Genomic DNA, 14,704 nt, shown 5'->3' on the forward strand with positions numbered 1-14,704 from the left:
CAGCGGGCAGTGGTTCAATGGCGGCCGAACTCGGACGGATCAATGTAGATTGCGGGAGCCCAAACGGCTTACATCGCGTATCCGGTCATGAAGCGTTGATCCAGATGGTCTTCAGCTCCGTGTATTGGTCGTGGGCCCAGATGGACTTGTCGCGACCACCAAAGCCAGACTCCTTGTAGCCACCGAACGGTGTGGTCACATCGCCCTCGCCGAAGCAGTTCACCGTGACCACGCCGGCGCGGATTTCTCGCGACAGGCGCAGCGCATTGCGCAAGCTGCCCGTGTAGGCCGAGGCAGCCAGCCCGTAAACGGTATCGTTGGCCAGCTCGATCGCCTCGTCGATGGTCTCGAAGCTGGTCACGCTCAGCACCGGGCCAAAGATTTCCTCGACGAACAGTTTGTTGTCGGGGGCAACATTGTCGACGATGGTCGGCTGCACGAACACGCCTTCCTCGGTTTCGCCACCCTGGACGATGCTGAGGTTTTGCTCGGCAGCGTATTCGAGATACGACTTGACCTTCTCGAAATGCGACTTGCTGACCATCGCGCCCAAGCGGTTGTCCGGGTCGAGCGGGTCGCCCAGCTTCCAGTCCTTCAGGTGCTTGGCGATCAGGCCCAGCAACTCGTCCTTGACGTCTTTGTGGACGATCAGGCGCGAGGAGGCCGAGCAGTTCTCGCCCATGTTCCAGAACGCACCGGCGGTGACGAACTGGGCCACTTCGTCCAGGTCTTCGCAGTCATTCATCACGACTGCGGGGTTCTTGCCACCCAGCTCCAGGACGATGCGCTTGAGGTTGGATTCAGCAGCGTATTTCAGGAACAGTCGGCCGGTGTCGGTAGAACCGGTGAAGCTGACCATCGGGATGTCCATGTGGCGGCCGATAGCCTCGCCCACCTCACGGCCACCGCCAGGCACCAGGTTGAACACGCCCGCAGGAATGCCCGCTTCATGGGCCAGTTCGGCCACGCGCAGGGCACTGAGAGTGGTTTCCTTGGCCGGCTTGACCACGATCGAGCAACCGGCAGCCAGCGACGGGGCGATCTTCCAGGCCAGCATCAGCAGCGGGAAGTTCCATGGCAGCACCAGGCCGACCACACCGATGGCTTCACGCACCACCATGGTCACGGCAGCATTGCCGGTCGGGGCGGTGGCGTCGTAGATCTTGTCGATGAGCTCGGCGTGCCAGCGAATGGTGTGGATGGTTTCCGGCACGTCCACCGTCTGGCACTCGCTGACCGGCTTGCCGCTGTCCAGGGCCTCAAGCACTGCCAGCTCGTGGGCGTTGTCTTCCAGCAGCTGGGCGAACTTCTGCAGCACGTGCTTGCGGTCGTTCGGTTGCATCTTCGACCAAGTGCCTTCTTCGAACACGCGCTTGGCCGCAGCCACCGCCACGTTGACGTCGTTGACGTCGCAGGCGGCGATCTCGGCCAGCTGCTTGCCGGTGGCCGGGTTGGTAGTGACGAAGGTGCGACCGGAAATGGCATCGCGGAACTCACCGTCGATGAACGCCTGGGTGCGCAGCTGCAGGTCGGCGGCGATGGCCGCGTATTGTTCCTTACTCAGCAATTCAGCCATTTTCCAGTCTCCTTATTTGATCTGGGCGATGGTGGCCTTCAGTTCGGTGACCACACGCTTGAGTTCTTGCTTCTCGGCGTCATCCAGGTCGTACAGCGGCTTGCGCACGCCGCCGGTCTTCAGACCGTTCAGGGCAACGCCGTTCTTGATGGCCTGGACAAACTTGCCACCTTCGAGGAAGTCCATGAGCGGCATCATCGCGGCCATGATTTTGCGGCCTTTATCGAAGTTCTTCTCGATCACGCAGGCTTCGTACAGGGCGACGTGCTCACGCGGGATGAAGTTGGAACCGGCGCAGACCCAGCTCTTGGCGCCCCAGGCGAAGAACTCCAGAGCCTGGTCGTCCCAGCCGCACGACAGCTGGATGTTCGGGCGCTGGATGGCCAGGCGGTGCAGCTGGGCCATGTCACCGGAGCTTTCCTTGATGGCGACGATGTTCTTCACGTCGTCCACGGCATCGAAGAACTCCTCGCCCATGCTCACGCTCATGCGGCCTGGATAGTTGTAGAGCATGATCGGCAGGCCTGCGGCGGCGTCGACCGCTTTGACGTGCAGGGCAATCTCCTGCTGAGTGGGCAGCGCGTATGGCGGGGTACCTACCAGCAGCGCGTCGGCCTTGATTTCCTTGGCGTGCTGGGCGAAGGCCACCGCATCTTCGGTGCGGATGCCACCCGTGCCAACGATCAGCGGCAGGCGGCCATTGAGCACGTCCTTGGCCTGGGCGGCCAGTTCGATACGCTCTTGGGTGGTGTGGGCGTAGTACTCGCCGGTAGAGCCGCCGATGATGACGCCGTGGATCTTCGACTCGGTCAGGTACTCAAGCACTTCGGCGAACGCCGCTTTGTCGATCGAGCCGTCCGCTGCCAGTGGAGTGATAGCCGGTGTGTAGATGCCTTCAAATTTCACGGTGGATTCTCCGAGGTACATTGGGTAGTGAGAGCCGCGACGCAACGCGCCACGGCGGCTGTGTTTAAAGTCAGGCGAGTGAGGCAGCCTGTTGCAGATTCATCGATCGGGTTTCAGGTGCCAGCACGAAGGAAAACGCCAGGCCAACGAAGGTCACTGCTGCGGCGGCATACATGGTTGCGCCGATTCCATAGGTATCGAGTGCCATGGGTACCAACCAGGTGCCAACGGCGGCTCCGACTCGTGACATGGAAGTGCCGACTCCTACTGCACCCGCGCGAATTTCGGTGGGGAAGAGTTCGTTGGGGTACACCAGTTGCAGCACCTGGGCCCCACCTATAAACAGTGCGTAGGCGCCGAAAAGCACGAGGATGAGCATTTCAGAGCTCGTGCTGAATACACCCAGGCCCAGCAGCGCGAGCCCTGACCAAAGGAAGCTGTGCAGCAGTGTGGTACGGCGGCCAAGGCCGTTAATCAGGCGTGTAGCAATGATGCAGCCCACAACGAACAGACAGGTGATCGCGACGGAGCCGATCGAAGCCCACTCTCCTTTGAGATTGAGCGCACCAAGTACCTTCGGGGCGAAGGCATAGACGGCGAATACAGGAATGACAGAGCACGTCCAGAACATGGTGACGAACAACATGCGTTTGCCATAGCCCGAGTGCAGCAGGCTGAGGAAAGAGAGTTTCCGGGTTATGGGTTCTTCCGGCAGATTCGCCAAAGAGAAGTCATTGCCATACACCCGCTTGATCACTTGCTCTGCCTCGGCGCTACGCCCCTTGCTAATCAACCAGCGCGGCGATTCCGGCGTGCCCAAGCGCAGGGCGAACAGAACACTGCCCACCACCGCAGCGCTGGCGAGTACGAGACGCCATGCACCGTCACCACCGTGGTGCAGAATCGCCTCGCCCACCATGTAGGCCACGGCAGCACCAGCGAACCAAAGTACAGTCAGGGTAGCCAGACGCGGCCCACGGTTCTTCTTCGGCAGGAACTCCACAAGAAGCGAAGTCGCTACCGGATACTCGATGCCCACAGCGATACCAATCGCAAACCGCAGTAGAAAAAGCGCCAGAGCTGAATCAACCCAGAACTGCGCGACCGAGGACAGAATGAACAGGGTCGGCCCAACGAAGAAAACGCGTTTGCGGCCAAAACGGTCAGTCAACCATCCCCCGAAAAACCCACCGAAGAAAATGCCTATCAGCGCGGAGGCCGCGATCATGCCTTGCCAGAAGCTGGTCAATCCCAAGCCTACAGACATCTGCGCCATTGCAACGCCAATGATACTGAGGACATAACCATCAACAAATGAACCGCCACCCGAGCGAAGGGTCAGCAATTGATGGAAACGATTAATAGGTACTTCTTCGATTGATACATTGGAATTTGTCATTATTTTCTCCTGCCACGACCAAAGTGCGGCCTATTTACAGACGAACGACGCCTCGAAACTGACATTCCAGTCAGCTCCGTATCGCCGAGCGCGATGCTCGACCGCAAACAGCACGCAATAGAAACCGCAGGCCAGGCAATTCAATACCTGGCAAATATCAAATAAGTTATATCGACCTGGATGGAGTTAGCTTTCTTTTCCGGCGCGGTATTGCCCCCACCTAAGATTCAGATTTAACCCAAGTGAGACCAGCGGCGCTGGAGGATTTGCACAAGGGCCTGGCGCTTTTCGAACGAAATCGATAAGTTCGTTATTTTCCCCTGCCAGCCAGTCGGCGAGTAATTTGCCAGTGGCGGTACCACGGGTAACGCCTAGACCATTGCAGCAGAGCGCACCGTATACATTCGGCGCCAATTCACCAAAATAACCCATGTGATTGCGCGACATCGCAAGCGCCCCGCCCCAGGTATATTCGAAAGGCATCTCGGGCAGCATAGGGAAACGGCGATCAAAGGCGTCGCGATGACGCACAGCAAAGCGATCCAAGTATTTACGGTTGGCTCGGCCGTCGGGGTTGTAACTAAAACTGTTGCGAATTAGCAGCCGGTTATCTGGGGTACGACGCACAGTGGTTCCAAAGGGATCAGCGGGAATCACACCCCAGTATGGCTTTCCACCCAATCGCGCCTGCTCCTGATCAGTCATCGGCCGGGTCAGACTGGCATAGGTGAATACGGGCAACATGCGCCCCTTAAGAAAGCCAAAGCTCATGCCGAATGCATTTGTGGTAAGAACCAGTTTGTCGGCTGTAATCGATCCGTGGGCGTGCTTCAGCACGGTTTTAGCGCCGTATTCGATCTCAGTGATCGGCGTCTGTTCGTAGAGGGTGACGTTCAACGGTAAATTATCGGCCAGCCCCTTCACCAACGCCGAAGGTTGGATAAGTGAGGTGCCAGGGGTAAAAAGCGCCTTGCGGTAGAAATGGGTTCCGATGTGTTGTGGCAGGTCATCACCCTCGATCATTTCGTAGGGCTGATCAAGCTTGTCTAAACCACGCCGATAAGCTTCAAGCACAGCGATACCACGAGGTTCAACTGCGGCTTGGTATTTTCCGCAGTGCTTCATCTGACAATCGATCCGGTAGCGTTCCACTAACTCCTTGAGAAACGACTGACCGCTGAGATTGAGCTTGAGCGTAGTCTTGGCTATTCCGATGTCGCCGATATAGTCCTCCGCCCCGATGTCGTGAGGTAGGTCGATGGCGAAACCGGCATTGCGTCCCGACGAACCGAACCCCACTTCTTGGGCCTCCAGCAGCACAACCTCGTCTTCCGGGAAATTTAACGCCAACTGCCGTGCAGCCGCTAACCCGGTAAAGCCGGCGCCGACGACAACCCACCGCGCGGCGGTATGCCCACGGTGCGGTGCTTTAACTTGCCGTCCTTTGCTCAGGTGGTACCAACCGCACGTGGTGTCGTCAGCGGGCAATGAGGTGATCTTTGTCATTTCAGGAACCAGATATTGTTGTTAGCGTCTGTTCCTCATCACGCCTCGCCATACCCGGCATCCTGCAGGGTATCGGCGCGCGGTGAGCATTACTTCATAAGGCCAGTGCCACTTCCATTCCTTGGGGTGCCGCGTATTCGGCCATACGGCGACGGGACAACTCGAAATGCTCGCGCACCAGTTGTCCGGCAGTTTCAGGATCGCGACGCTCAATGGCCTCGATCATTTGATCGTGCTGGTTACAGGCGAGCTCTAGGTCGCGCTGCATATCATCGGTAGTCGGATGCCGGTAGAAGATTTTTCCCAGCCTCGTGTGGTCGATCAGAAGGCGCCGTAGGCTAGGTAACAAGTAGTCGTTATGCGCCATCCGGCCGATCTCCAGATGGAAGGCGTCGTTGTACAACACACGATTTTCAACATCGCGCTGTTCGATCGCCTGGCGGAACATCGCCTGAATGGCCTTTAGCCCCTCGATCTCATGTGCTGTGGCATGTGTCGCGGCCAACTGGGTCGTCGCTATGTAGATCAAAGGCGCTGCCAAGAAAAAGCTATGCAGTGAATCGTGATTCATCGCAGCCACCCGCGGAGCACGATTGGCCTCCAATTCGATGTAACCCTCTGCTGCGATCTGCCTGAGTAGCTCACGAACAGGCGGACGCGACAGGCCGAACTCGTCACACAGGGCGAGTTCATCTACTACTGCTCCTGGCGCCAATTCCATGCTCAGGATCCGTCGACGCAGCGCATCAGCGAGCACGCCCTTGCGATCCAGCGGCACGTCTCCGATCAGCGGATGGTTCTCTGCGGTAGGTTTAGTAGCGACTTTTTTGGTTGTCATTTTGTTATGTCTACAATTTGTATAACGAATATAGGGCCCATTAGACAATGTGTCTACAGGATTTTTGGGGCAATCGGCTGTGCGTTTGAGAGCTGCCAAAGCGGTCTTGCCCACCAGCGACGGTATCATGCCCATTTACGACAAAGCGGTGTGCTAGCGCAACGAGCGCCAACGCTGATGGTTACTGAGTTTGACGGTATTCTGATCGAATAATCTAGGTATACACAAAGAATACAATTGGATTGACCGCCTTTCAGTCCCGTGCGAGTCTGCTGAAAACAGTGATCGCTCCAGCGTCGTCGAACGGCGGGCCTACCATGAAAAGCGACAAGAATGAGCTGTATGAAGATCTGAAGAGCCAGATTCTGACCATGGAGCTCAGCCCCGACCAGCTGTTAGACGAACTGGGAATTGGTGAGCGTTATGGGCTCTCCCGGACTCCGGTGCGGGAAATTCTCCGTCGCTTGGCAGGGGAAGGTTATATCGAGATCCAGGAACATCGCGGCGCCCGGGTGGCATCAATGAACCACGATACGCTGCGCAATTTCTTTCTGGTCGCCCCTATGGTCTACGCGGCCATCGGCCGCTTGGCGGTTCAGAACTACAAACCCTTCCAGCTTCGTAACTTGCAGACGACCCAGGCACGGTTTCGTCGCGCCTGCGCGGCTCACGAAGCCCGGGCCATGGTTGTCGAAAACAATCGTTTCCACGAAATCATGGGTGAGATGTCCGCCAACACTTATCTCGAACCCAGCCTAGGTCGCCTGCTCATTGATCACGCTCGTATCGGCCACACCTTCTTCCGCCCGCACAACAGTGAAATGGAGCGGCACCTGATTTTGGCCATACGGCATCACGACAGCTTCATCGAAGCTTTTGAGAAGCATGACGAAGGAGCAGTGGTCGACCTCGTGTACGAACACTGGGAACTGTCGCGATGCAACATGCAGATGTTCATCGCCCCACGAAGCCCTACTAATGAATGATCCGCGATTCAACGGCGGCTAGCAGCGCCTTGCGCATCAAACGAGCAGTTCAACCCCTTTCGATGACGTCGACCAAGGGGCAGAAGGTGAAAGTCAAAACAACAGGGCGCCAACGCCCACCCACCACAACGCAGGAGCTTCACATGAATCGTATTCGCAAAGCGCTGTGCGCCATCGCTATTGTCGGCCTTGGGCTATGCCAGGCCAACGCTGAGGAAAAGGTCATCAACATGGGCACTTTGTCCTGGGAAGACCTCACCCCGATTACAGGCATCACCAAGAAAGTGCTCGAAGATGCCGGCTACACCGTCAAGGTGACCTCGTTCTCCGAATGGGGCATCGCCTATGCCGCGCTGAGCAAGGGCGACGTGCAGATTCTCGCCTCGCAGATTGACTACGTGGCTCAAGATTTCTGGAACCGTAATAAAAGCCGCCTGGAGAAAATTTCGCCGGTATCCCATGGACTTTACCAAGCGATCGCCGTGCCCAAATACGTGCCTATCGATTCGATCGAGCAGCTTAATGAAAACGCCGACAAGTTCAGCAACAAGATCGTCGGGATCGAACCTGGATCGGGCCTGATGAACGAAGCCGCCAACGCGGTCAAGGCCTACGACCTGAAGCTCAAATTGCTTGAAGGCAGTACCGCAGCAATGACCGCTGCGCTGAAATCAGCAGTCGATCGCAAGGAGTGGGTGGCAGTGACGCTTTGGGAGCCCACCTGGATGGCTTTGAAATACGACACCAAGTTCCTGAAAGACCCGAAAGGTGTGTTTGCGCCAGCCCAGGGTTACTACTGGATTGGTCAAAAGGGCTTCTCAGCTGAAAATCCGCAAGCCCGCGAAGTGATCGCCAGCGTCTATGTCCCGTTGTCCGACATAAGTGCCATTAACAGTGCTGTGAACGATGGCAAAACCATGGATCAGGCCGTGAAGGACTGGACGGACAGCCACGCAGACCTGCTCAAGCGCTGGGAAAACATTAAAAAGTACTGAGAGACGTGTCTAGTTTGCCACTGCCGAACTTGAAACAAGAACACACCAGAAAAATCTGGTTCGGGTGCACTTATGAATACCAATAGCGTCACTGAAACATTGATCGATTGCCGCAACGTCTGGAAGATTTTCGGTGACCGCGCGCCGGCAGCGATGCAGGCCTATCGTGAGCGCGGCCTAACGAAAACCCAAATCCTGCAAGACTACGGTTGCGTGGTAGGCGTCTCTAATGTCGACTTACAAGTCCGTCGTGGTGAAATTTTTTGCATCATGGGCCTTTCTGGCAGCGGTAAGTCTACGCTGATCCGGCTCCTCAACCGGCTCATTACTCCCACCAGTGGCGAAATTTTCGTCAAAGGCCGTGATATCGCTCAGCTGGATGCCGCAGCACTGCGAGACGTCCGCGCAAGGCATATTGGGATGGTGTTCCAAAGCGTCGCCTTGCTACCGCACCGCACGGTGCTGGAAAACGCAGCCTTCGGCCTTGAAGTTCAAGGCCAAGCCAAGGCAAAACGCCATGAAGTGGCCCAGCGTGCCTTGGCCAAAGTAGGGCTAAGCGACTGGGCCAACCGATTCCCTGCCGAGCTGTCAGGTGGAATGCAACAACGCGTCGGGCTAGCCCGTGCGATCGCTTCAGACCCGGAAGTGATACTTATGGACGAACCCTTCAGCGCCCTTGATCCGCTGATCCGTCGGCAGTTGCAGGATGAGTTTCGGCAACTCACTAAGTCACTCGGAAAATCCGCAGTGTTCATTACGCATGATCTAGAGGAAGCCATACGCATCGGCGATCGCATTGCCATCATGAAAGATGGGGTAATCATCCAGGAAGGCACAGCCGAGGACATAGTGCTCAGTCCCGCCGATGGCTACGTAGCTGAGTTCGTAGCAGGCATTTCGCGTTTGCACCTTGTTAAAGCCCGCTCGATCATGCACTCACTGGGAGATTATCGCGCCCGACATCCACACCATGACATTGAGCAGCTCCCCTGTGCCAGTCCGGAAAGTGATCTCGATACCCTGATCAATTTGTTGATTCGCTCAGGTCAGGATGCTGTGAGCGTGCGCGAGAATAGCGCGCTATTGGGTGTCATCAGCCAACGCGATCTGCTACGTGCCGTGCAGGGAATGCAGCATGACGCGGACACCGTGCCGTCGCTTACTTCAGCGGAGGGACTGGCATGAATCCTGAAAACTTCGCCTCATCTTTCGATGAAATTGTCGACAACGGATTGATGTGGCTCTCTGACAATGCCGCTGGCTTGTTCGACCTGTTTAATGACCTCCTTAAGGCCCTTTATCAAGCTGTTTACATGTTGCTCGAGGCGCCGCCTTTTTATGCCGTGGCGCTGATGGTTGCGCTACTTGGGTGGCGCCTCGCCGGCTGTCGGTTTGCCGTCGGCACGCTGCTCGCCTTGCTTCTATGCGCAGTGATGGGCTTGTGGACGCAGACCATGAGCACCCTCGCTCTAGTTCTGACCGCCACCTGTCTAGCACTGCTCATTGGCATTCCCTTAGGTGTGGTGGCCGGACTTTCCTCGTCCGTAAACCGAGTCTGCGAGCCGACCCTGGATCTGATCCAGACTCTCCCTCCCTACATCTATCTTCTACCCGCCATCGCCCTCCTCGGCTATGGCACCGGCACAGCGCTGGTTGCCACGGTAATTGTTGCGGTGCCACCGGTACTGCGTCTTACCGCACTGGGTATACGCATGACACCAAAAGCGTTTCTCGAGTTGGGGCACGCCACCGGTACCACGGGCTGGCAGCAATTCGCCAAGATTCGCTTGCCATTCGCCCTGCCAAGCATCATGACCGGCATCAATCAAAGTCTGATGATGGCCTTCGGCATGGTCGTGATAGCGGGCATCGTCGGTTCCGGCGGGCTGGGCGAAGTAATCTACAGCGCGATTCGTACACTGGACATTGCCCGATCGATCAACGCTTCAATCGCTATCGTGATCCTCACGCTGATACTTGATCGGCTGGCTCAAAGCGGCGTCCGCAGTGCCGAGGAGGCCCGTCATGGCGCTCACTGAACTGAACCTTTCGCCAGGCGCATATGTAGCTCCGGTTTTCGACTGGATGAACACCAATCTGCATGGGCTGTTCGCAGCCATCAGCCGCTTCGTCGAGGCAGTGCTTGGTGGGGTCGAAGTGCTTCTACTGATGCCGCCCCCCTACGTGATGGTGGCCGGAGTGTGCCTTTCGGCGGCACTTTTCATAAACCTGCGCAGCGCAGTTCTGGCCGGCGTGTTGCTGGGCTTTTGCTGGGTCAGCGGGTTTTGGAATGCCTCGATGCAAACCATCGCCCTGGTGTCGGTAGCGGTAATGATCGCGGTAGCCATAGCGTTTCCGCTGGGCATCCTCGCGGCACGGGTGAAACGCTTCGAGAACGCTATCAGCCCGCTGCTTAACATCATGCAAACCATCCCGCCGTGGGTCTACCTGATACCAGCGGTCATCATCTTCAGCCTTGGCAAGGTACCAGCCATCATGGCGACCATCATTTATGGCATTCCGCCAATGCTGCGCTTGACCACGCTGGGCTTTCGCCAGGTACCTAAAGACCTGCTGGAGCTCGGCCAGGCGACTGGTGCAAAACCCAGCACCATCTTGTTCAAGATCGAGCTGCCAAACGCCATGCCCACCCTGTTGGTGGGCTTGAACCAGTGCATCCTCATGTCTCTGGCCATGGTCGTGCTGGCAGGGCTAGTTGGAGCAGGCGGATTGGGCGCTGAGGTCACTCGAGGCCTGACCCGGATGGAAATGGGGCTCGGTCTCCGAGCGGGCCTGGCCATCGTCGCCGTCGCATTGCTGCTTGATCGGTTGTCACGCGGCCTACTTGACCGTCGCAAGAGCCTTCTTCCGCGCTAACTTCCACTGAGAAGGCGGGCAGCCCTGCCCGCCCTCTTCCGTTCGTTCAATGAAAGAGAAATACCGTTGCGCCCGACTCGTAGCTTCAGCAACGCCCTGAATGGGCATAACTCCCGGTTTACCCGCTCAGCAGAAGAACCCACTCGTGAACCAACGCGCGTGGGATTTCTTTTGCTAGATAATTTCTCGCTGCCTGCCTTTACCCAGGCGCTGGACACGCTTGTTACAGCGAACCTGATTGAGCCCTCAGCGTGTGTGAGCACCACCTTCAGCATCGACGGACGATCAGTGACGAGCGACTTGGGGATCGTCATCTGTCCCGCAGCATCAATGGAAACAAGCAGCAAGCAACCTCTGGATCTACTGGTGATTTGCGGTGGCCTACGCACGCCACTGAGTGCTTCGGCAAATCTAAGCGCTTGGTTGCAAGGTTTAGCGCGCAAAGGCGTTGCCCTGGCCGGGCTATGGAATGGTGCTTGGTTTCTAGGCCAAGCTGGATTGCTGGACGGATATCGTTGTGCAGTGCACCCTGAGCATCGCGGCGCAGTGGCGGAAGTTGCGCACCGGAGTCAAGTGACTACACAAAGCTTCCTGGTCGATCGCGACCGTTTGAGCGCGGCCAGCCCAGCGGGAGCGTTCAACATGGTGCTGGAATGGTTAGGCGAGCAAAGAGGAACCGCCCTGACGGATGGTATTACTGCCATCCTGGCTTTCGAAGCATCCCGCTACCTGCGCACCACCCCCGCCTTGCACGCCAACATCAGCGAGCCGCTGCGCGAGGCGATAAACTTAATGAGCGCAAACATTGAGGAACCTCTAAGCCAGGATCAGATAGCCGCGTACGTAGGTCGTTCGAAGCGGCAGATTGGCCGCTTGTTTCAGCACCAATTGGGCACAACGCCGGTACGTTATTACCTGGAGCTACGCATCACAGAAAGCCGACGCCTGTTGCAGTACTCCGACCTCCCCCTACTAGGCGTAGCTGTGGCTTGCGGGTTCGTCTCCGCAAGCCACTTCAGCAAGTGCTACGCCTCATTCTTTGGCTACAGCCCATCGAAGGAAAAACGCTTCGGCTGCGTCAGAGGCACGCATCGTGAGACAAGTTGAATGGGACGAACTCGCGCGACCTCGAGCCCTCCCGTCTCACTCAGGTTACCCGTGTCATCTGCGCTATAGCTACCTGCGCATGCCGGCGACTGTTGATCTTGCCGATCAGGAGGATCACCAGCGCCAAGCCAATTGTTACAGTTACTTCCAGTCGATGCTGGGGCATGACAAACATCACACCCAATGCGAACACGATGAAGCCAATAACGCCATACGTCAGCCATGGATACAGCCACATCTTGAACGCAATCGTCTGATTCTGTTTTTCAAGCACGGCTCTCATGCGCAGCTGGGAAAAGGCAATAGCAAGGTACACGAGCAACGCGATCGAGCCTGAACTAGCCAGAAGGAAAGCAAACACCTCGGACGGAGCGAAGTAGTTAACGATCGTTGCCACCATGCCAATCAGCGTACTGCCAACTACGGCAGCACACGGCACCCCTGCTGCTGAAGTCCGGCCGACGGAGCTCGGCGCATCTCCCCGCTTGCCCAGCGAAAACAGCATTCGCGATGCAATGTAAATGGACGAATTAAGGCAACTTGCAACTGCCACGAGCACTACCATGTCAACCATGAGCTTGGCATGAGGGATGTTCATCATTTCCAGCGCCCTCTGATAGGAGCCCTGTACCGGAAGCAGGGGATCGTTCCAAGGCACCACGGAAATGATGACGAAAATCGACAAGAGGTAAAACACGCTGATCCGCCAGATGACTGAACGCGTCGCCTTTGCAATATTACGGGCCGGGTCAGCTGACTCTGAAGCGGCGATGGTGACCGCCTCGGTGCCCAAAAAACTGAACATAGTAGTCAGCAAGGCACCGATGATCGCTGTCCAGCCGTTAGGCATAAATCCACCGTGGACGCCCATCAAATGCGCAAGGCCATTGACCTGGCTCGTTGGTAACGCGCCAACGAGTGCGAAAGCGCCTAGGGCAATGAAGCCGACGATGGCGATAACCTTGATCATGGCGAACCAGAATTCAAACTCGCCATATTTGGCGACACTAAACAGATTGGTGGCGGTGAGTAGCACTGTCATTGTCAAGGCGAAGCACCAGGGCTCGACCAGTGGGAACCAATTGTTGAGTACCACCCCGGCAGCGATTGCTTCGATCGGAATAACCAGTACCCAGAACCACCAGTACAACCAGCCGATCGTAAAGCCAGCCCAGCGGCCGATCGCGCGGTCTGCGTAAGTGGAGAAAGAGCCGGTATCCGGGCTAGCAACGGCCATCTCGCCTAGCATTCGCATAACCAGCACCACCAACGCGCCGGCAAGAGCGTAGGCCACAATTGCAGAAGGGCCCGCTGCTGCGATGGCGTGTCCCGACCCTACAAACAGCCCTGCGCCAATCACTCCGGCGATAGACAGCATGGTTACATGTCTTGGCTTGAATCCCTGCGCCAGCTGGTCACCGGCTGTTCCAGAGGTTGTCATAGTCATCCTGATCCCTACTTTTGCTCTTGTTATGGGTATGGTGCGCGTGCTGTTCGAAGCGCACGTTTTCACCATAGAGAGCGAAGGTAGGGATCAGTTGACCGGTTCGGCCATCTAGTTTACTCAGACGGACATTCGCATGGTGCTCACAGCCTTAATGAACCGACCCTTTTCGTCGCGCCCCAAGGATTGTGGCCAGTACCACCAGCAGTGCGCCCGCGCCCATACGTATCGACGGTTGTTCACCGAACAACCACCAGGCACATGCGATGGCGTATACCGGCTCCAAAGCAATGATCATCCCTGCGGTTCGCGCCTGCAGGCCATCCAGGCTTTTGACGAACAGGAACTGTGAAAGCCCGGTGCAGAAAACCCCCAGCAATGCCAAATTCACCCAGTCGCCAGCTTGCAAGCTGGTGCTAGGCAAATGACGAAAAGCAAAAGGCACCATCAGCAAGGCCACCACCACGTTTTGCCAGAACGCAACTTGCAGAGCCTTCATTCCTGCCGTGTGGCGACGATTTGATACTGCCAGCAGAGCAAAGGAAAAGCCCGATGCAAGCCCCCAAATCAAACCAATCGTGCCACTATCAAGAAGGTCGAACGAGGGTACGACGAGCACCAGCCCGGCTGTCACCATGATCAGCAACAGGCTTTCACTAAAGCCAATGCGCTCCCGAAAAAACAATCTATCTATTAGCGCGATGAATGCGGGGAAGCTGGCGAAGCCCAAAGTAGCGACCGCCACCCCCCCAACCTTCACGGCAATAAAGAACGTTACCCAATGGGCCGCCAACAACGTGCCGGTCAGGCCAATGACTGGCAAATTTCTCCAGCTCAGCGCGTCCAAGAGACGGGTACCCTTCAGACCGGCAACAAAACCCAGGGCGATGAATGCGAATGTTGCCCTTCCAAAGGTGATCAGGCTGGCATCAGCAAGAATCAGCGCGCCGAGAATGCCCGTGAGGCCAAAAAGCACCGCGGCGATGTGTGCGGCAAATAGTGCATTGCGATGTTCGGCAGCAGTGCCGGAACTGGAGATAGAGGTACAAATCATGGCAGTCAAGTCTTCA

The 14,704-nt window shown here is 56.9% G+C and carries 13 protein-coding genes; 6 read left to right on the plus strand and 7 right to left on the minus strand.

Annotated features, from left to right (window positions below):
- Window positions 1-85 precede the first annotated feature (85 nt).
- The 5 genes from IRZ77_RS03605 to IRZ77_RS03625 form a co-directional block, all read right to left on the minus strand.
- A complete protein-coding gene (locus tag IRZ77_RS03605; protein ID WP_196172929.1) occupies window positions 86-1,576 on the minus strand; it encodes an aldehyde dehydrogenase in 1,491 nt (496 codons plus the stop codon).
- A 12-nt stretch (window positions 1,577-1,588) separates the two neighbouring features.
- Window positions 1,589-2,482 (minus strand): dihydrodipicolinate synthase family protein, encoded by an 894-nt coding sequence (locus IRZ77_RS03610; protein WP_196172930.1) that lies wholly within the window; start codon window positions 2,480-2,482, stop codon window positions 1,589-1,591.
- A gap of 70 nt (window positions 2,483-2,552) precedes the next feature.
- The gene (locus IRZ77_RS03615; protein ID WP_196172931.1) at window positions 2,553-3,881 is read right to left on the minus strand and encodes an MFS transporter; all 1,329 of its coding nucleotides are present in this window, start codon (window positions 3,879-3,881) and stop codon (window positions 2,553-2,555) included.
- 186 nt (window positions 3,882-4,067) lie between these two features.
- The gene (locus IRZ77_RS03620; protein ID WP_196172932.1) at window positions 4,068-5,387 is read right to left on the minus strand and encodes an NAD(P)/FAD-dependent oxidoreductase; all 1,320 of its coding nucleotides are present in this window, start codon (window positions 5,385-5,387) and stop codon (window positions 4,068-4,070) included.
- A 94-nt stretch (window positions 5,388-5,481) separates the two neighbouring features.
- On the minus strand, window positions 5,482-6,225 hold the full coding sequence (locus IRZ77_RS03625; RefSeq protein ID WP_230386335.1) for a GntR family transcriptional regulator: 744 nt from the start codon (window positions 6,223-6,225) through the stop codon (window positions 5,482-5,484).
- A 317-nt stretch (window positions 6,226-6,542) separates the two neighbouring features.
- Here IRZ77_RS03625 and IRZ77_RS03630 point away from each other — a divergent pair, with 317 nt between their 5' ends.
- The 6 genes from IRZ77_RS03630 (at window position 6,543) to IRZ77_RS03655 (ending at window position 12,190) form a co-directional block, all read left to right on the plus strand.
- Window positions 6,543-7,211 carry a GntR family transcriptional regulator gene (locus tag IRZ77_RS03630; protein ID WP_196172934.1) on the plus strand — a complete coding sequence of 223 codons (669 nt, stop codon included), beginning with the start codon at window positions 6,543-6,545 and terminating at the stop codon, window positions 7,209-7,211.
- A 143-nt stretch (window positions 7,212-7,354) separates the two neighbouring features.
- Complete coding sequence (locus IRZ77_RS03635; protein WP_196172935.1) at window positions 7,355-8,206, plus strand: glycine betaine ABC transporter substrate-binding protein; 852 nt, start codon at window positions 7,355-7,357, stop codon at window positions 8,204-8,206.
- A 72-nt stretch (window positions 8,207-8,278) separates the two neighbouring features.
- Window positions 8,279-9,391, plus strand: coding sequence for a quaternary amine ABC transporter ATP-binding protein (locus IRZ77_RS03640; RefSeq protein WP_196172937.1), 1,113 nt, complete (start codon window positions 8,279-8,281; stop codon window positions 9,389-9,391).
- Entirely contained in the window at window positions 9,388-10,245 is an 858-nt protein-coding gene (locus tag IRZ77_RS03645) for an ABC transporter permease (RefSeq protein ID WP_196172939.1), read from the plus strand. The genes IRZ77_RS03640 and IRZ77_RS03645 overlap by 4 nt, the downstream gene beginning before the upstream one ends.
- Entirely contained in the window at window positions 10,232-11,083 is an 852-nt protein-coding gene (locus IRZ77_RS03650; protein WP_196172941.1) for an ABC transporter permease, read from the plus strand. The genes IRZ77_RS03645 and IRZ77_RS03650 overlap by 14 nt, the downstream gene beginning before the upstream one ends.
- A gap of 66 nt (window positions 11,084-11,149) precedes the next feature.
- The gene (locus IRZ77_RS03655; RefSeq protein ID WP_196172942.1) at window positions 11,150-12,190 is read left to right on the plus strand and encodes a GlxA family transcriptional regulator; all 1,041 of its coding nucleotides are present in this window, start codon (window positions 11,150-11,152) and stop codon (window positions 12,188-12,190) included.
- Between the two features lie 40 nt (window positions 12,191-12,230).
- On the opposite strand, the gene gabP is transcribed toward IRZ77_RS03655, so the two are convergent.
- Window positions 12,231-13,637 carry a GABA permease gene (gabP, locus tag IRZ77_RS03660; protein ID WP_196172944.1) on the minus strand — a complete coding sequence of 469 codons (1,407 nt, stop codon included), beginning with the start codon at window positions 13,635-13,637 and terminating at the stop codon, window positions 12,231-12,233.
- Window positions 13,638-13,785: 148 nt separating this feature from the next.
- Window positions 13,786-14,688 carry a DMT family transporter gene (locus tag IRZ77_RS03665; protein WP_196173000.1) on the minus strand — a complete coding sequence of 301 codons (903 nt, stop codon included), beginning with the start codon at window positions 14,686-14,688 and terminating at the stop codon, window positions 13,786-13,788.
- Window positions 14,689-14,704: the final 16 nt, after the last annotated feature.

This window comes from Pseudomonas pudica (assembly GCF_015680405.1).
Lineage (GTDB): Bacteria > Pseudomonadota > Gammaproteobacteria > Pseudomonadales > Pseudomonadaceae > Aquipseudomonas > Aquipseudomonas pudica.

Coding starts and splice junctions, on each gene's coding strand:
- IRZ77_RS03605 (WP_196172929.1), bottom strand. CDS start 1,576: ATGGCTGAATTGCTGAGTAAGGAACAATACGCGGCCATCGCCGCCGAC.
- IRZ77_RS03615 (WP_196172931.1), bottom strand. CDS start 3,881: ATGACAAATTCCAATGTATCAATCGAAGAAGTACCTATTAATCGTTTC.
- IRZ77_RS03620 (WP_196172932.1), bottom strand. CDS start 5,387: ATGACAAAGATCACCTCATTGCCCGCTGACGACACCACGTGCGGTTGG.
- IRZ77_RS03625 (WP_230386335.1), bottom strand. CDS start 6,225: ATGACAACCAAAAAAGTCGCTACTAAACCTACCGCAGAGAACCATCCG.
- IRZ77_RS03630 (WP_196172934.1), top strand. CDS start 6,543: ATGAAAAGCGACAAGAATGAGCTGTATGAAGATCTGAAGAGCCAGATT.
- IRZ77_RS03635 (WP_196172935.1), top strand. CDS start 7,355: ATGAATCGTATTCGCAAAGCGCTGTGCGCCATCGCTATTGTCGGCCTT.
- IRZ77_RS03640 (WP_196172937.1), top strand. CDS start 8,279: ATGAATACCAATAGCGTCACTGAAACATTGATCGATTGCCGCAACGTC.
- IRZ77_RS03645 (WP_196172939.1), top strand. CDS start 9,388: ATGAATCCTGAAAACTTCGCCTCATCTTTCGATGAAATTGTCGACAAC.
- IRZ77_RS03650 (WP_196172941.1), top strand. CDS start 10,232: ATGGCGCTCACTGAACTGAACCTTTCGCCAGGCGCATATGTAGCTCCG.
- gabP (WP_196172944.1), bottom strand. CDS start 13,637: ATGACTATGACAACCTCTGGAACAGCCGGTGACCAGCTGGCGCAGGGA.
- IRZ77_RS03665 (WP_196173000.1), bottom strand. CDS start 14,688: ATGATTTGTACCTCTATCTCCAGTTCCGGCACTGCTGCCGAACATCGC.